This is a genomic window from Kitasatospora sp. NPDC004240 (genome assembly GCF_053603215.1).
Genome location: NZ_JBSGFD010000116.1, coordinates 1 through 16,050, shown reverse-complemented (window position 1 = coordinate 16,050; position 16,050 = coordinate 1). Strand labels below are relative to the sequence as shown.

At 74.4% G+C, this 16,050-nt stretch carries 13 protein-coding genes and 1 pseudogene; 9 read left to right on the top strand and 5 right to left on the bottom strand.

Annotated elements, in window-relative coordinates; all coding sequences use genetic code 11:
• Positions 1–108 precede the first annotated feature (108 nt).
• Positions 109–879 (top strand): ZIP family metal transporter, encoded by a 771-nt coding sequence (locus tag ACWEQL_RS27230; protein WP_452152962.1) that lies wholly within the window; start codon positions 109–111, stop codon positions 877–879.
• A gap of 24 nt (positions 880–903) precedes the next feature.
• Here ACWEQL_RS27230 and ACWEQL_RS27225 read toward each other — a convergent pair whose 3' ends face one another.
• The gene (locus ACWEQL_RS27225) at positions 904–1,845 is read right to left on the bottom strand and encodes a LysR family transcriptional regulator (protein WP_452152952.1); all 942 of its coding nucleotides are present in this window, start codon (positions 1,843–1,845) and stop codon (positions 904–906) included.
• A gap of 105 nt (positions 1,846–1,950) precedes the next feature.
• Between ACWEQL_RS27225 and ACWEQL_RS27220 the strand changes: the two genes are divergently transcribed.
• Positions 1,951–2,892, top strand: a complete 942-nt coding sequence (locus ACWEQL_RS27220) for an EamA family transporter (RefSeq protein ID WP_452152961.1) — start codon at positions 1,951–1,953, stop codon at positions 2,890–2,892.
• On the opposite strand, the gene ACWEQL_RS27215 is transcribed toward ACWEQL_RS27220, so the two are convergent.
• The gene (locus ACWEQL_RS27215; RefSeq protein WP_452152951.1) at positions 2,783–3,409 is read right to left on the bottom strand and encodes a MarR family winged helix-turn-helix transcriptional regulator; all 627 of its coding nucleotides are present in this window, start codon (positions 3,407–3,409) and stop codon (positions 2,783–2,785) included. The two genes, ACWEQL_RS27220 and ACWEQL_RS27215, sit on opposite strands and share 110 nt — an antisense overlap.
• A 160-nt stretch (positions 3,410–3,569) precedes the next feature.
• On the opposite strand from ACWEQL_RS27215, the gene ACWEQL_RS27210 reads away from it, so the two are divergent.
• Positions 3,570–3,908, top strand: coding sequence for a DUF2218 domain-containing protein (locus ACWEQL_RS27210; RefSeq protein ID WP_452152950.1), 339 nt, complete (start codon positions 3,570–3,572; stop codon positions 3,906–3,908).
• Positions 3,909–3,938: 30 nt separating this feature from the next.
• Here ACWEQL_RS27210 and ACWEQL_RS27205 read toward each other — a convergent pair whose 3' ends face one another.
• Both ACWEQL_RS27205 and gabT read right to left on the bottom strand, forming a co-directional pair.
• A complete protein-coding gene (locus ACWEQL_RS27205; protein ID WP_452152949.1) occupies positions 3,939–4,826 on the bottom strand; it encodes a phosphatase PAP2 family protein in 888 nt (295 codons plus the stop codon).
• 234 nt (positions 4,827–5,060) lie between these two features.
• A complete protein-coding gene (gene gabT, locus ACWEQL_RS27200; protein WP_452152948.1) occupies positions 5,061–6,401 on the bottom strand; it encodes a 4-aminobutyrate--2-oxoglutarate transaminase in 1,341 nt (446 codons plus the stop codon).
• A gap of 239 nt (positions 6,402–6,640) precedes the next feature.
• Between gabT and ACWEQL_RS27195 the strand changes: the two genes are divergently transcribed.
• The 3 genes from ACWEQL_RS27195 to ACWEQL_RS27185 all read left to right on the top strand — a co-directional run bounded on the left by ACWEQL_RS27195 (position 6,641) and on the right by ACWEQL_RS27185 (position 12,249).
• Complete coding sequence (locus tag ACWEQL_RS27195; protein WP_452152947.1) at positions 6,641–8,725, top strand: ATP-binding protein; 2,085 nt, start codon at positions 6,641–6,643, stop codon at positions 8,723–8,725.
• Between the two features lie 311 nt (positions 8,726–9,036).
• Entirely contained in the window at positions 9,037–10,602 is a 1,566-nt protein-coding gene (locus tag ACWEQL_RS27190; protein ID WP_452152946.1) for a PucR family transcriptional regulator, read from the top strand.
• A 204-nt stretch (positions 10,603–10,806) separates the two neighbouring features.
• A complete protein-coding gene (locus ACWEQL_RS27185; RefSeq protein WP_452152945.1) occupies positions 10,807–12,249 on the top strand; it encodes an aldehyde dehydrogenase family protein in 1,443 nt (480 codons plus the stop codon).
• Between the two features lie 78 nt (positions 12,250–12,327).
• Here the strand turns inward: ACWEQL_RS27185 and ACWEQL_RS27180 are convergent, their stop codons facing one another.
• Positions 12,328–12,993, bottom strand: a complete 666-nt coding sequence (locus tag ACWEQL_RS27180) for an NAD(P)H-binding protein (RefSeq protein ID WP_452152944.1) — start codon at positions 12,991–12,993, stop codon at positions 12,328–12,330.
• A gap of 178 nt (positions 12,994–13,171) precedes the next feature.
• On the opposite strand from ACWEQL_RS27180, the gene dxr reads away from it, so the two are divergent.
• The 3 genes and pseudogenes from dxr to ACWEQL_RS27165 all read left to right on the top strand — a co-directional run.
• Positions 13,172–14,401, top strand: coding sequence for a 1-deoxy-D-xylulose-5-phosphate reductoisomerase (dxr, locus tag ACWEQL_RS27175; RefSeq protein ID WP_452152943.1), 1,230 nt, complete (start codon positions 13,172–13,174; stop codon positions 14,399–14,401).
• A 56-nt stretch (positions 14,402–14,457) separates the two neighbouring features.
• Positions 14,458–15,762, top strand: coding sequence for a M50 family metallopeptidase (locus ACWEQL_RS27170; protein ID WP_452152942.1), 1,305 nt, complete (start codon positions 14,458–14,460; stop codon positions 15,760–15,762).
• Positions 15,763–15,903: 141 nt separating this feature from the next.
• Positions 15,904–16,050, top strand: a pseudogene (locus ACWEQL_RS27165) (flavodoxin-dependent (E)-4-hydroxy-3-methylbut-2-enyl-diphosphate synthase); the annotation flags it as partial.

Genomic DNA, 16,050 nt, shown 5'->3' with positions numbered 1-16,050 from the left:
GTCCGTACCGGCCGGCCGTACCGGCGCCCGGTCCCGGCGGGGGCGGCGGGGCGGAGAGACGGGGGAGAGGCAGTGACCGCGATCCTGGTCGCCGCGGGAGCGTTCCTGATGACGCTGCTCGGCGGCTACGTCGCCCAGCGCACGGGCGACCGGCGTCACCTCGTGCTGGGCTTCGCCGCCGGGCTGATGCTCGGCGTGGTGGCCTTCGACCTGCTGCCCGAGGCCCTGGAGCAGGCGCCGCAGGAGATCCACGGGGTCCCGCGGGCCCTGCTGCTGTTCGCCGCGGGCTTCCTGACCATCCACATCATCGAGCGGGCGGTGGCGATCCACCGCGCCCACGAGGACGAGTACGCCGAGCACACCCACGGCCCGTCGGCCCGCGGGCCCGGCACCTCCCAGGCGCACCCGCACGCCCACTCCCATGCCCACGCGCACGCCGGACAGCAGGGCATCGGGCTGACCGCCGCGTTCGCGCTGGTCGGGCACAGCCTGATGGACGGCTTCGCGATCGGCGCGGCGTTCCAGGCCGGCAGCACCGTCGGCACGGTGGTGGCGATCGCGGTGGTCGCCCACGACTTCGCCGACGGCTTCAACACGTACACGATCACCCGGCTGTACGGGAACGACCGGCGGCGGGCGCTGACGCTGCTGGCGGCGGACGCCATCGCCCCGGTGACCGGCGCCGCGATCACCCTGCTGTTCACCATCCCCGGGCAACTGCTCGGGCTCTACCTGGGGTTCTTCGCCGGGTTCCTGCTCTACCTGGCGACCTCCGACATCCTCCCGGAGGCGCACAGCCCGCACCCCTCGCGCAGCACCCTGCTCTGCACCCTGGCCGGGGTCGGCTTCATGTGGCTGGTGATCGGCTTCGCGGAGTGAGCCACCGGGTACGGGCGGCCGGAGTCAGCGGTCGGGGGCGTCCCGGTCGTCGAGGGCGTCCAGGTGGCCGAGGGCGTCCCAGCGCTCGCGGATCGCGGTCAGCGCCTCGGTGATCGCCGGACGGCGCGAGGCCTGGGTGCGCCAGAGCGCGTACACCCGCCGGCTGGGCTCCGGCACCACCGGCCGGGCGACCACGCCGGGCGGCAGCGCGCCGCGCCCCAGCCGGGGCACCAGGCCCACTCCGAGACCGGCCTCGATCAGCGCGATCTGGGTCTCGAACTCGCCGACCTGGTAGAGCACGTCCGGCTCCTCGCCGGCCTCGCGCATCGTGCGGACCAGCCAGTCGTGGCAGATGTTGCCCGGCGGCACGCTGATCCAGCGCTGCCCGCAGAGCCGGCCGACGGGGACCACGGTGAGGGCGGCCAGCGGGTGCTCGGCGCGCAGCAGCAGATCGACCGGGTCCTCGCCGAGGTCCAGCCGGGAGAGCCCGTCCTGGACCGGCAGCGGTACGGTCGGCCAGTCCTGCACCAGCGCGAGGTCCACCTCGCCCCGGGCCACCAGCTCGGCCGCGAGGTACGGGTCGGTCTCCAGCAGCCGTACGTCCAGATCGGGGCAGCGCCGGCGCAGCTCCGCGAGGGCGCCCGGGAGCAGCCCGCGCGCACCGGTCGCGAACGCGGCCACCAGCAGCCGTCCGACCGCCCGGCCGCGTTGCTCCTCCAGCCGCACCTCGGCCTGCTCGACCAGGGCGAGCAGCCGCTGGGCGGTGTCCGCCAGCTCGCGGGCCGCGTCGGTGAGGACCACGCCCCGCCCCTGGCGTTCCAGCAGCACCGTGCGGGTCTCCCGTTCCAGCTTGGCGATCTGCTGCGAGACCGCCGAGGCGGTGAAGCCGAGCGAGGCCGCCGCCCGGCCGACCGAACCGTGCACCGCCACCGCGTGCAGCGCCCGCAGGCGTCCGAGATCGAGCATGAAGCAATGCTAAAGCGTCACCTTCAGAACTCATCGCTGGTGCTACACGATGCGGGCGGCCATGCTCGATGCATGCCCACCGACCAGCCGGCCCGCAGCGGCGGCATGAGCCCACGTCACATTGCCCTCGCCGTCCTGGTCGCGGCCGTCTGGGGCCTCAACTTCGTCCTGATCCACGTCGGCCTGGAGAACTTCCCGCCGCTGCTCTTCTGCGCGTTGCGCTTCGCGGTGGTCGCGGTGCCCGCGATCTTCTTCGTCGGCCGCCCCAAGGTCGCCTGGAAGTGGATCCTGGCGGTCGGCCTCGTCCTCGGCGTGGTCAAGTTCGGACTGCTGTTCCTCGGCATGCACGCCGGGATGCCGGCCGGACTCTCCTCGCTGGTGCTGCAGAGCCAGGCGATCTTCACCGCGGTGTTCGCCGCCGCGCTGCTGCGCGAGCGGCCGGGCGGGCGCCGGATCGCCGGCCTCGCGATCGCCTTCGCCGGCATCGGGCTGACCGCCGTCGACCGCGGTCTCGACGGGCCGCTGGGCGCCTTCGCCCTGGTGATCCTCTCCGCTGCGGCCTGGGGGCTGTCCAACGTGCTCACCCGCCGGGCCTCGCCGCCGGACGCGCTGCGCTGGATGGTCTGGGTCAGCGCCGTCCCGCCACTGCCGCTGCTCGCGCTCTCGCTGCTGGTCGAGGGTCCGGCCGCCGACCTGGCGGCGCTGCGCTCGATCACCCCGGCCGGGCTGGGCGCGATCGGCTACGTCGGGCTGGTCTCCACCCTGTTCGGCTTCGTCGCCTGGAGCTTCCTGCTGCGCAGCTACGACGCCACCGCGGTCGCGCCGTACTCGCTGCTGGTCCCGGTGTTCGGGATGACCTCGGCGTGGCTGCTGCTGGGCGAACCGGTCAGCCCGCTGGCCGGGTTCGCCGCCCTGCTGGTGATCATCGGGATCGGGATCACCGCGCTGCGCCCGGGGGCGCGCTCCGGCGCGGCGGGGCGGTGGCCGCGTACCCGGTCTCCGCGGAGCGCAGCGCCCGCAGCAGCAGTTCCTGCTCGGCGGGGCTGACCGGGCCGAAGTACTCCTGGGCCACCTCGTACCGCACCTGGCCGATCCGCTCCACGGCCGACCAGCCCGATTCGGTCAGCACGATCCGGACCGCCCGCCGGTCGGCCGGGTCCGGGGTGCGCTCGACCAGGCCGGCCTCCTCCAGCGCGTCCACCACCGTGGTGGCGGAGCGCGGCGCGATGTGCAGCCGGTCGGCGAGGTCGCTGAGGCGCATCGCGCGGTCCGGGATCTCGCAGCCGGGCGCGTGCGCCAGCGTCCGCAGGGCGCGGCCCTGGCCGGGGGTGATGCCGTACGGCTCCAGCCGCTCGGTGGTGCGGCGGCGGATGCGCTTGATCGCCCGGGTCATCGCGTCGGCGAGCTCGGCGGCGGTGTCCGCCGGGAGCGGGGCGCGGTCCTCCGTGGGGCCCGTACCCGAGGGGCCCGGGCCGGTGGACGACGGGTCCGTGCCGGTGGGGTCCGTACCCGCGGGGTCCGGGCCGGGGGAGTCCGCCGCGTCGTCGGTCGGCGTGGTGGTCATGTGGCGGCTCTCCTCGGCAGGTGTTCGACCAAGGGTATCGGCCGGTCCGGCGGGTCCCCGGGGGAGTGCGGGAAAGGTTGTTGAGCAAAGCTCAGCATTCGGGTTAGCGTAGATCCAAGTGAGGGCATCCTAAGTTCCCTCCCGTGCCCCTGGAGGCCCCGTGTCCCGCTCCGAAGCCCGTGTCGTCACCGACCGTCCCGCCCGCTACGCCAAGCAGCTCGCCGCCCACATGGGCCGCAAGATCGACGCCCGGTGGTCGGAGGAGACCGGCCGCGGCACCTTCACCTTCAGCACCGGCACCGCCACCCTGACCGCCGAGCCCGGCGCCCTGCTGCTCACCGTCGAGGGCGAGGCCGAGAACCTGCCGGGACTGGAGGACGTCGTCGGCCGTCACCTGGTGCGCTTCGGCAGCCGGGACGAGCTGGTCGTCGAGTGGCGCCGCGACAACGGCGAGGCCGGTCACGTCCACCGCAACGACGAGGAGCCCGCCGAGGGCTGACGGATGCCGCACGGGGCGGAACCGGTCCGGTCAGGACGGGCCGGGCCGGTCCGTCCGCGGCATCCGGCGGGAGAGCGCCAGCAGCACCAGGCCGGCCACGCACCAGCTGGCCACCACGTCCAGCAGCCAGTGGTAGTCGCTCCAGATCAGCCCGAGGCCGACGCCCAGCGAGAGCAGCGCCGCCCCCAGACGCAGCCGCCCCCCGACCCGCGCCGTCATCGTGCGGCCGAGCAACAGCGCCGCGACGCCGTACGCGAGGGTGGCGGTCGCGGTGTGGCCGGACGGGTACCAGCCCCACTGCTCCGGCGTCAGCGGCGCCCCGGACGGGCCCGGCCGTCCGAACCAGGCCTTCGCCGGCACCACCAGCAGCGGGATCAGCCCCGTGGTCAGCGCCGCCACCGCGGCCGGCGGCCACCAGCGCCGCGCGCCCGCCAGACGGGCCCGCCACGCGGCGAGCGCCCCGGCGCCGAGCAGCACCGGCACGGCGGGCACCGTACTGCCGAGGTCCGCCAGCGCCTTGCCGAGGTGGTCGAACGGCTGGCCGGGCAGCCCGTCCCGGCCGTCCAGCACGGCCCGGCGCACCCAGCGGTCCAGGCCGAGCAGCGGCCCCTCGACGGCCACCTGCCAGGACACCAGCACCAGGACGAGGGTCAGCGCGGCGGGCAGTACCGCTGCGGGGATCGACCGGGCCGGGACGCGAAGTTGCCGCCCCGGAGCAGGGGGGAGAGCTCCGGGGCGGCCGGGAGGATCGCCGTTCCGCTCGCCCCGGGGGGTGTGGGTCGGACGGTCGGTCGATCGGTCTTCGGTGTGCACCGCCCGTGCCGGGGCGGCCTGGTCGTCCTCGCGGCCGGCCGGCGGGCCACCCGGGACGGGCGGTGCCGCGGACGGATCCGCCAAGGGCAGGGGCTCGCTGTCCATCTGTGATGACACTACGTCAACGTCCCTGTTCTCCTGGGGAGCTTCAGCGATTCCGCACAGCATCTTCACCCGGCGGCGCACAACCTTCGTGGACGGTTCCGTTCCGCCCGGGCGCGCCGGCCGCGGACGACCGGACGGCCGGGCCCCGGACGACCGAACGGCCCGGCCCCCGCGAGGGGACCGGGCCGTTCGGCGCTGTCCGGATCATCCGGAGTCGGTCGGGGCGAGCCGGGCTCAGACGCCCGAGAAGGCGCCCTCGATGATGTCCAGGCCCTCGTTCAGCAGGTGCTCCGGCATCACCAGCGGCGGCAGGAAGCGCAGCACGTTGCCGTAGGTGCCGGCGGTCAGCACGACCAGGCCCTCGGCGTGGCAGGCCTTGGCGATGGCCGCGGTGACCTCCGCGTTCGGCTCCTTGCTCCCCGGCTTGACCAGCTCGACGGCGATCATTGCGCCGCGGCCGCGGACCTCGCCGATGATGTCGAACTTCTCCTGCATGGCGCGCAGGCGGCCCAGCATGACCTCGCCGATGCGCTGCGCCTTGCCGTTGAGGTCCAGCTCCTTCATGGTCTCGATGGAGCCCAGAGCGGCGGCGCAGGCCACCGGGTTGCCGCCGTAGGTGCCGCCCAGGCCACCCGCGTGCGCGGCGTCCATGATCTCGGCGCGGCCGGTCACCGCGGCCAGCGGCAGACCGCCGGCGATGCCCTTGGCGGTGGTGATCAGGTCCGGGACGATGCCCTCGTCGTCGCAGGCGAACCACTGGCCGGTGCGGCAGAAGCCGGTCTGGATCTCGTCCGCGACGAACACGATGCCGTTGGCCTTCGCGTACTCCACGATCGCAGGCAGGAAGCCCTTGGCCGGCTCGATGAAGCCGCCCTCGCCCTGGATCGGCTCGATGATGATCGCGGCGACGTTGTCGGCGCCGATCTGCTTGTTGATCATGTCGATCGCCTGCGCGGCGGCCTCGGCGGCGCAGTTCTCGGCACCCGTCAGCCAGCGGTACGGGTACGCGACCGGCACCCGGTAGATCTCCGGCGCGAACGGACCGAAGCCCTGCTTGTACGGCATGTTCTTCGCCGTCAGGCCCATGGTCAGGTTGGTGCGGCCGTGGTAACCGTGGTCGAAGACCACGACGGCGGTGCGCTTGGTGTACGCGCGGGCGATCTTCACCGCGTTCTCGACCGCCTCGGCGCCCGAGTTGAACAGCGCGGTGCGCTTCTCGTGGTCGCCCGGGGTCAGCTCGTTCAGCTGCTCGGCCACGGCGACGTAGCCCTCGTACGGGGTCACCATGAAACAGGTGTGCGTGAACGCGGCGAGCTGCTCGGAGGCCTTGGCCACGACGGCCTCGGCGCTGTTGCCGACGTTGGTCACGGCGATGCCGGAGCCGAAGTCGATCAGCGAGTTGCCGTCCACGTCCTCCAGCACGCCGCCGTTGGCGCGGGACACGTACACCGGCAGCGTGGTGCCGACGCCGGCCGCCACCGCACCCAGCTTGCGGGCCTGCAGCTCCTGCGACTTCGGACCGGGGATCGCGGTGACCAGGCGGCGCTCCTGCGGGAGCGGCGTTGCGGCGCTCATGGGGTTCTCCAGACTTCTCGACTCGGTCTTCGCAGGCTACGGCCGCTCTACCCGGCCGGGCATGCGCCACTCGGTAGCACTGGGCCGTCCGACTTGTCCGGCTCGGCCAGCCCGGGTCGCGCGGCTACCCGCAGGTCCCGCTCCACTACATTGAGCGCGGGCGTGTCGCCGGTACGGCGGCATGGGTATGGCGGGACCGACGGGCGTCGGGCCGGGCGGGCGAGGGAGCGGGGCCGTACATGGCACTGGACGGGGCAGGGGCACCACACGGACACGGCGAGTGGGCCACCGTCCCACCCCCCACACCACTGCCCCAGCAACTCCCGCGCACCCTCCCCTTCGACCTGCCGGCCTGGGCCGCCGCCCCCCGCCCGGAGGCCGCCCCGGGCATCTACCGCCAGGGCCACCGCGAGCTCGACCCGGAACGCGCCGAGGCCGCCAAGGTCCCGCCCGGGCCCCTGCTGCTGCGCGCGGGGCTGAACGCGGTGGTGGGGTGGCTGGCTTATGTCTACGGAGCCCAGTTGGCGACGTACATCCTGGTCTGGATCGGCCAGCAGACCGGTGTTGGGCCGCTGGCCGATCCGTCGGAATCCGAGGCGATGATCGCCTTGCTGATCGCCAACGCGGTGGTGCTGGCCATCGTGATCAAGGTCTTCGGCCGGATGGGCCGCTGGCCCGAGGTCTGGCGCCGGTACGCGGCCCCGTTGCTGTCGCGGACGGTGACCGAGCAGGCGCCGGACGGGGACGAGGTCGCGGACGCGGCGAGGCCGGTCGACCCCTGGGGCGGGTTGCGGGGTGGCGGGGCCGGGGTGGCCGCGGCGCGGCTGGATGGGGAGGTGGTCGGGGACGTGGACTACGTGCGCATCCACCGGGCCTGGGAGTCGGCGCAGGCGGACCCGGTGTTCGTGCCGGCGTTCGTGGCGCAGGTGACGGATCGGGGCGCGGCGGCGTGCGCGCACCCTTCGGAGGCGCGGGACCTGCCGGGCCGCACGGCCCGGCACGACCTGCTGCTGCGCCAGGTACGCCTCGGCACCGCGCAGGACGTGCCGAAGAATCCGCTCACCCACCGCGCGGCGGGCTTCGCGCTGGACCCGGAGGTGCTCGGGACGTCGCTGCTCGCGGTGGGCCCGGCCGGGACGGGGAAGACCGCCCGGCTGGCCCGTCCGGTCGCGGAGGCGCTCTGCCTCCAGGCGCTGGCGGGTACGGCGTGCGCGGTGGTGATCGGCGCGGCCGACGCGGACCTCGGCCCGGACGCCTGGTACGACGTGGTGATCGCCCCGGGTGATCCGGGCTCGGCGTACGGGCTGGACCTGTACGGTGCGGCGCGGGACCCGGACGAGGCGGCAGCCCGGCTCGCGGAGGCGCTGCTGCCGGACGAGCTCGCGGCCCGCGCCGAGACCGCCCGGACCGCGCTCCAGCAGGTGGTCGGCCCGTTCCACGCCGCGCACGGTCGCTACCCGGGGGTGCGCGAGCTGCGGGCGCTGCTCGCGGGTGAGGCCGAGTCGGCGCAGGCGTTGGTGAAGGCGCTGGGGGCGGCCGGCCGGCTGGCCGCGTACGAGCGGGACCTGGAGCACCGGGAGCGCCAGCGGGGCCGGGCGGACGATCCCGGGGCGCTGCTGGCGGACCGGCTGGGGCTGCTGGAGCGGCCGGCCTTCGAGGGCGCGTTCACGACCGACGGGAGCGGCCGCCCGCCGTTCGCGATGCGGGTGCTGGACCATCCGCTGCGGGTGCGGGTGAAGCTGCCGGAGCGCGGCCACCCGGAGGCGGCGCGGATGCTGTCGCGGTTGCTGACGGGGCAGTTCGTGCAGGCGGCCGCGGCCCGCGAGGACCGTTCGCTCTTCGCCGGCCTGGTGGTGGACGACGCCTCGGCGGCGCTGGACGCCAACACCGTGCGCGGGCTGCAGCGGATGCGCGGCGCCAACGCGGGCGCCGTCCTGCTGCTGCGCACCCTGGTGGACCTGCCGGAGGCGCTGCGGGCGCCGCTGTTCGGGGCGGTGGGCTGCCGGATGGCGTTCCCGGGCATCGCGCCGTGGGACGGCCGGCTGTTCTCCGAGGCCTGGGGGACGCACCTGGTGAGCGAGACCGCGGTGACCCACGCCCCGGACACCTCGGGCGGTCTGCTGCGGCGGGCCGGGCGGCTGGGCCGGAAGGCGCTGTCGGGGACGACCGCGCAGACCGAGTCGGTGACCACGCGGGAGGTGGAGCGGCTGCGCTGGTCGCCGTCCGATCTCGCGCACGCGCTGCCGGCCGGGCACGCGGTGGTGTCGCTGACGGCGGTCTCGGGCGAGCAGGTGCCGCCGCTGTTGGTGGACCTGCGGGACTGAGCGCGGACCGGGGAGGGGGCGGGGGCGGCCTCCGGGCCGAAGGTCACGGAGGCGTATCGCCGCTGCGGTGGATTCGGCGGTGCCGGTTGTCCGGGGCGTCCATAATGAGACGTAAGGGACCCCGACAGCCCCACCCCGACAGCCCCGCAGCCCCGCAGCCCCAGAAGGCCCCGCAGCCCCAGAAGGCCCCGCAGCCCCGACAGCCCCAGAAGGCCCCGCAGCCCCGACAGCCCCACGTCCCCCACCGCTCCCCTCCACCCTCTCCCCGCCCGGTCGCAACGGCGCGGCCGGGTCGTCCTCCCGAAGGTGCCATGCCTCCCACACTCGCCTCCGTCGTCCGCAACACCTCGCTCCATCTGACGGTCCTCGCCGGCGCGGACCACCTGGAGCGGCCGGTCCGCTGGGTGCACACCAGCGAGCTGGATGATCCGACGCCGTTCCTCGAGGGCGGTGAGCTGCTGCTCACCACCGGCATCAAGCTGGGCCGCACCGCCGCGCAGCTGCAGGCGTACGTGCACCGGCTGGCGGACGCGGGCGTGGTGGGCCTGGGGCTCGGGGTGGGCCTGTCGCACACCGAGGTGCCGCAGCCGCTGGTGGACGCCGCGGCGCAGCGCGGCCTGCCGCTGCTGCGGGTGCCGGAGCCGACGCCGTTCATCGCGATCAGCAAGGTGGTGTCGGCCGCGCTGGCCGCCGAGCAGTACGAGGCGGTGACCACCAGCTTCGAGGCGCAGGAGGAACTGACCCGGGCGGCGCTGGGCAAGGACGGGACCACGGCGGTGGTGCGCCGGCTGGCCGCGCGCCTCGGCGGCTGGGCGGCGCTGTACGACGGTTCGGGCGCGCTGTCGGTCGTCGCGCCGGACTGGGCGGCGCGCCGCGCGGGCCGGCTGGCGGCGGAGGTGGACCGGCTGCGCCGGCGCCCGGCGCCGTCCAGCGCGGCGCTCCAGGGCCGCTCGCCGGGGATAGACACCGCGGACGAGGACTACGTGGTGGTCCAGTCGCTGGGCGCCGACCGCCGGGCCCGCGGCTTCCTCGCGGTCGGCACCGAGGACCGCATCACCCCGACCGAGCGCTACGTGCTGAACGCGGCGGTCGCGCTGCTGACCCTGACCCTGGAGCGCTCGCGAGAGCTGCGCCAGGCCGAGGAGCGGATGGGCGCGGCGCTGCTGCGGATGGTGCTGGCGGGTGAGGTGGGCACGGCCCGGCAGGTCGCGGTGGGGCTGTTCGGCGGTCTGCCGGAGGGCACGATACGGGTGATGGTGGCCGGTGCCGGCCAGGGCGTGGACGCCGGGGAGACGCTGGGCGAGCTGGCGGACCGGGCCGAGCAGGCCGGTTCACGGGTCGGTGAGAAGCTGCTGGTGGCCCGCGAGGAGGGCGCGCACGGGCTGCGGCTGATGGTGCTGGCACTGGACAACGGCGCGGTGCACCGGGCCTGCCTCGGTGTGGTCGAGGAGCACGAGGGCCTGTCGCTGGGCGTCTCGGCGCCGGCCGCGCTGGACGAGGCGGGGACGGCCTTCGCGCAGGCCGAGCGGGCGCTGGCGGTGGCGCTGCGCGGTGGCCGCCGGTCGGTGGACCACGAGGAGGTCGGCGCGGGTTCGCTGCTGCCGCTGCTCGGGGAGGACGCCGTGACGGCCTTCGCGGAGGGACTGCTGCGCCCGCTGCGCGAGCACGACCGTACGGCGCGCGGTGACCTGGTGGCCTCGCTGCGGGCGTGGCTGTCCAGACACGGGCAGTGGGACGCGGCCGCCGCCGACCTGGGTGTGCACCGGCACACCCTGCGCTACCGGATGCGGCGGGTCGAGGAGCTGCTCGGGCGTTCGCTGGACGACACCGACGTGCGCATGGAGCTGTGGCTGGCCCTGCGCTCCGGGGAGGAGTAGCCCGGGGGCCCACGGTCCGGGCCCCCACGGTCCGGGGCATTCACGGCCCGCGCCCCCCACGGTCCGGGGGCTGGACGGGATGGAGTGGCCGCGCCGCCGAACGCTACTTCGCGTCCAATCCGGTCGGCGCGCCGCCCCACCTACCCTCGGTTGAGGCTCCACGTTCGTGGGGTCGCAGACGACGAGGAGAGGGCCGGTACCACCGTGACCACCACGTACGAGTTCTGGTTGGCCGGTCGCCGGGCGAGTGGCGACGGCGACTTCGAGGTGCGCAACAGCTGGGACGGCCGTCTGGTCGGCAAGGTGAGCGTGCCGACCGAGGCGCAGGTCGAGGAGGCGCTGGACGCCGCCGTCGCCGCGCTGCCGGTGTTCGCCGCGACCCCGGCCCACGTCCGCGCCGCCGCGCTGGACCACGTGGCCCGTCGGCTGGCCGAGCGCACGGAGGAGATCGCCCGCCTGATCACCGCCGAGAACGGCAAGCCGATCAAGTGGGCCCGTGGTGAGGTCGGCCGGGCCGTCTCCGTGTTCCGCTGGGCCGCCGAGGAGGCCCGCCGCACCAACGGCGAGACCATGCGGCTGGACACCGACCCGGGCGGCGTGGGCCGCTTCGCGCTGGTGCGCCGCTTCCCGCGCGGCGTGGTGCTGGGCATCGCCCCGTTCAACTTCCCGCTGAACCTGGTCGCCCACAAGGTCGCCCCGGCGATCGCGGTCGGCGCCCCGATCATCCTCAAGCCGGCCCCGGCGACCCCGCTCTCCGCGATGGTGCTCGGCGAGATCCTGGCCGAGACGGACCTGCCGGCCGGCTCCTGGAGCGTGCTGCCGGTGCCGAACGACCGGATGCCCGCCCTGGTGCAGGACGGGCGCCTGCCGGTGATCTCCTTCACCGGTTCGGACAAGGTCGGCTACCAGATCATGGACTCGGTGCCGCGCAAGCACACCACCCTGGAGCTCGGCGGCAACGCCGCGGCCGTGGTGCTCGCCGACTGGTCCTCGGAGGCCGACCTGGACTGGGCGGCCACCCGGATCGCGATGTTCGCCAACTACCAGGGCGGCCAGTCCTGCATCTCGGTGCAGCGGGTGATCGCCGACGCGTCCGTCTACGACGCGCTGGTGGAGAGGGTCGTCGCCAAGGTGCAGGCCCAGGTGACCGGCGACCCGAACGACGACGCCACCGACGTCGGCCCGCTGGTCGACGAGAACGCCGCGAAGCGCGTGGAGTCCTGGGTGGACGACGCGGTCGCCAAGGGCGCCAAGCTGCTGACCGGCGGCACCCGCGAGGGCGCGACCTACGCGCCGACCGTGCTGGCCGAGCTGCCGGCCGACGCGATCCTGGCCACCTGCGAGGTCTTCGGTCCGGTCCTGTCGCTGCACCGGGTGGACGGCGTGGACGAGGCCTTCGCCGCCGTCAACGACTCGCCGTTCGGCCTGCAGGCCGGCGTGTTCACCCGTGACCTGCAGACCGCCTTCCGCGCCCACCGGGAGCTGGAGGTCGGCGGCGTGATCATCGGCGACGCCCCCTCCTACCGCGCCGACCAGATGCCGTACGGCGGCGTCAAGGACTCCGGCGTCGGCCGCGAGGGCGTCAAGTACGCGATGGACGACTACACGGTCGAGAAGGTCATGGTCCTCACCGGCCTGGACCTCTAGGATCCGCCCGTCGGGGCCCGGTACCGCCGCTCGGCGCCGCCGGGCCCCGACGCGTTCCGGACGCGGCGGGCGGGGGCCTCAGACGTGTCCGGCGGCCGCCGCGACGGACTCGGCCACGGTGGCGTTGCCGGAGACCAGTTCCAGGGTCTGGCCGGCCGTGCCGGGTTCGGCGAGCAGTCCGGCGAGGACGGCGGCGACGTCGGCCCGGTCGACCTCGCCGCGCGGGACGGACGGGGCCAGCCGGACCAGGCCGCCGCCGGGGCCGTCGGTGAGCCGGCCGGGGCGCAGCACCGTCCAGTCCAGCGTGGTGCGGGAGCGGACGGCGTCGTCGGCCGCGCCCTTGGCCCGCAGGTAGGTCTCGAACACCGGGTCGCCCGGGTGGACGGCCGCGGCGTCGGCGCCCATCGAGGAGACCATCAGATAGCGCCGCACGCCGGCGAGTTCGGCGGCGTCGGCGAGCAGGACGGCGGCGTCGCGGTCCACGGTGTTCTTGCGGGCGGCGCCGCTGCCGGGGCCCGCGCCGGCCGCGAAGACCACCGCGTCGGCGCCGTCGAGCAGCCGGGCGAGGTCGGTCGCGGTGGTGGCCTCCAGGTCGAGCAGCAGCGGTTCGGCGCCGGCGGCGACCAGGTCGGGGGCCTGTTCGGCGCGGCGGACGATCCCGGCGGGGCGGTCGCCGCGGTCGGCGAGCAGCCGCTCCAGGAGCAGTGCGATCTTGCCGTGTCCCCCTGCGATGACGATGCGCATGGTTCCGACGGTAGTGCGACGGCCGCCGCCCGGCCCGCCGTACGGGAGGACCCGCGCCCGCGCACCCCGCACTGACCGCACCCGCACCCGCATCAGCCCGCGCCCGCGCCCCCGCCCGGCCCCAGTGATCCCGGCCCGCGGTGCCCCCGGGCCGCGCGGGCAGGACACAATGGGGCGCATGACTTCGCTCGCCCACCCGCAGCTGCGCTTCACGCCCGCCGTGAAGGACCCCTCCGTCCCCCGTGAGCTGGTGATCCTCGGCTCCACCGGTTCGATCGGCACCCAGGCCATCGACGTGGTGCGCCGTAACCCGGACCGGTTCCGGGTGGTCGGCCTGTCGGCGGCCGGCGGCCGGGTGGAGCTGCTGGCCGAGCAGGCCCTGGAGCTGGGCGTGCACACCGTGGCGGTGGCCGACCCGGCCGCCGAACCGGCGCTGCGCGAGGCGCTGGCCGCGAAGGCCGCGGGCCGTCCGCTGCCCGCCGTGCTGGTCGGGCCGGACGCGGCGACCGAGCTGGCCGCGGTCGAGTGCCACTCGGTGCTGAACGGCATCACCGGCTCGATCGGCCTGCGCCCGACGCTGGCCGCGCTGGCGGCCGGCCGGGTGCTGGTACTGGCCAACAAGGAGTCGCTGATCGTCGGCGGCCCGCTGGTGAAGGCGCTCGCGAAGCCCGGCCAGATCGTGCCGGTGGACTCCGAGCACACCGCGATCTTCCAGGCGCTGGCCGGCGGCACCCGCGCCGAGGTCCGCAAGCTGGTGGTGACCGCGAGCGGCGGCCCGTTCCGCGGCCGGTCCCGCCAGGAGCTGGCCGCCGTCACCCCGGCGGACGCGCTGGCGCACCCCACCTGGGCGATGGGCCCGGTGATCACGATCAACTCGGCCACCCTGGTCAACAAGGGCCTGGAGGTGATCGAGGCGCACCTGCTGTACGACATCCCGTTCGACCGGATCGAGGTCGTGGTCCATCCGCAGTCGGTGGTCCACTCGATGGTGGAGTTCACGGACGGTTCCACGCTGGCGCAGGCCAGCCCGCCGGACATGCGGATGCCGATCTCGCTGGGCATGGGCTGGCCGGACCGGGTCCCGGACGCGGCGCCCGCCTGCGACTGGACCAAGGCGGCGACCTGGGAGTTCTTCCCGCTGGACGACGAGGCCTTCCCGGCGGTCGAGCTGGCCCGCGAGGTGGGCACGCTCGGCGGTACCGCGCCGGCGGTCTTCAACGCGGCCAACGAGGAGTGCGTGGAGGCCTTCCTGAAGGGCCGCCTGGCCTTCACGGGAATCGTGGACACTGTTGCCAAGGTCGTCGCCGAGCACGACGTTCTCGCCCCGGGAACCTCCCTGACGGTCGAGGACGTCCTGCACGCGGAGGACTGGGCCCGCGCCAGGGCGCGCGAGCTGGCGGCCGGCTGACGACGGCCGGTACGAGCGAATGGACCTGAGCGGAGCGGCATGACGGAGGACCAGCGGTGGCAACGGTTTTGACGGTGGTCGGCATCCTGGTCTTCGCGATCGGGCTGCTGTTCTCGATCGCCTGGCACGAGCTCGGCCACCTCTCCACGGCCAAGCTCTTCGGCATCCGGGTGCCGCAGTACATGGTGGGCTTCGGCCCGACCGTGTGGTCGCGGCGCAAGGGGGAGACCGAGTACGGGATCAAGGCGATCCCGCTGGGCGGCTACATCCGGATGATCGGGATGTTCCCGCCCGGTGAGGACGGCCGGATCACCCAGCGCAGCAGCTCGCCCTTCCGGACGATGATCGAGGACGCCCGGGAGGCCTCGTACGAGGAGCTGAAGCCCGGGGACGAGACGCGGCTGTTCTACACGCGCAAGCCGTGGAAGCGCGTGATCGTGATGTTCGCCGGCCCGTTCATGAACCTGATCCTGGCGTTCGGGCTGTTCCTGACCGTGATGATGGGCTTCGGGGTGACCAGGACCGTGCCGGTGATCGGCACCGTCGCGGAGTGCGTGGTGAAGGCGGGCCAGCCCACCGACACCTGCCCGGCCGACGCCAAGGAGGCCCCGGCGCACAAGGCGGGCCTGCAGCCGGGCGACCGGATCCTGTCCTTCGACGGCGACCGGATCGGCACCTACGACCAGCTCCAGGCGGACATCCGGAAGTCCGCCGGGAAGACCGTGCCGGTCGTGGTCGAGCGCGGCGGGCAGCAGCTCACCCTCACCCCCACCATCGCGGTGAACGACGTGCAGAAGTACGACGCCGACGGCCTGCCCGTCAAGGGCGAGACCGTGCAGGCGGGCTTCCTGGGCTTCACCCCGACCAGCGGTGTCGTCAGGCTGGATCTCGCGCAATCACTCGACCGGATGTACGACATGGCCGAGGGCGGCGTGAAGTCGCTGGTGGCCCTGCCCGGCAAGATCCCGGGCCTGTGGAGCGCGGTGGTGGACGGCGCCCCGCGCGACGTGGACTCGCCGATCGGCATGGTCGGCGCCGCCCGGGTCAGCGGCGAGGTGTTCGCGCTCGACATCCCGGGCAGCCAGCGGATCGCCACCTTCGTGAACCTGCTGGCCGGCATCAACCTGTCGCTGTTCCTGTTCAACATGCTGCCGCTGCTCCCGCTGGACGGCGGGCACATCGCCGGCGCGCTGTGGGAGTCGATCCGCCGCCGGGCCGCGAAGCTGTTCAAGCGGCCCGACCCGGGCCCCTTCGACGTGGCCAGGTTGATGCCGCTGGCCTACGTGGTGGCGGCGGTGTTCGTCGGCTTCACCGTGCTGGTCCTGGTGGCCGACCTGGTGAACCCGGTCAAGATCAGTTAGCCCGGCGGGTACGGCTGGTGTGCTGCGGCCCACCCCCGTGCCGTACCGTTGGAGGCCGGGCGCGCGAACGTCGGCGCGCCCGGCCCGGCCGCGTCCCGAGCGGTCGGACCGACGACCTCAACCCCGGGGAACCCTGCGCACATGACCGCGATCTCGCTCGGTATTCCGTCCCTGCCGCTGAAGCCGCTCGCCAAGCGGCGAGTCTCCCGGCAGATCATGGTCGGCAACGTGCCGGTCGGCGGCGACGCCCCGATCTCGGTGCAGTCGATGACCACCACCGTCACCTCG

Excerpts from the sequence above, each read along its gene's own strand:
- dxr (WP_452152943.1), top strand. The coding sequence starts at position 13,172 with ATGACTTCGCTCGCCCACCCGCAGCTGCGCTTCACGCCCGCCGTGAAG.
- ACWEQL_RS27230 (WP_452152962.1), top strand. The coding sequence starts at position 109 with ATGACGCTGCTCGGCGGCTACGTCGCCCAGCGCACGGGCGACCGGCGT.
- ACWEQL_RS27205 (WP_452152949.1), bottom strand. The coding sequence starts at position 4,826 with ATGGACAGCGAGCCCCTGCCCTTGGCGGATCCGTCCGCGGCACCGCCC.
- ACWEQL_RS27225 (WP_452152952.1), bottom strand. The coding sequence starts at position 1,845 with ATGCTCGATCTCGGACGCCTGCGGGCGCTGCACGCGGTGGCGGTGCAC.
- ACWEQL_RS27195 (WP_452152947.1), top strand. The coding sequence starts at position 6,641 with ATGGCACTGGACGGGGCAGGGGCACCACACGGACACGGCGAGTGGGCC.
- gabT (WP_452152948.1), bottom strand. The coding sequence starts at position 6,401 with ATGAGCGCCGCAACGCCGCTCCCGCAGGAGCGCCGCCTGGTCACCGCG.
- ACWEQL_RS27180 (WP_452152944.1), bottom strand. The coding sequence starts at position 12,993 with ATGCGCATCGTCATCGCAGGGGGACACGGCAAGATCGCACTGCTCCTG.
- ACWEQL_RS27190 (WP_452152946.1), top strand. The coding sequence starts at position 9,037 with ATGCCTCCCACACTCGCCTCCGTCGTCCGCAACACCTCGCTCCATCTG.
- ACWEQL_RS27220 (WP_452152961.1), top strand. The coding sequence starts at position 1,951 with ATGAGCCCACGTCACATTGCCCTCGCCGTCCTGGTCGCGGCCGTCTGG.
- ACWEQL_RS27215 (WP_452152951.1), bottom strand. The coding sequence starts at position 3,409 with ATGACCACCACGCCGACCGACGACGCGGCGGACTCCCCCGGCCCGGAC.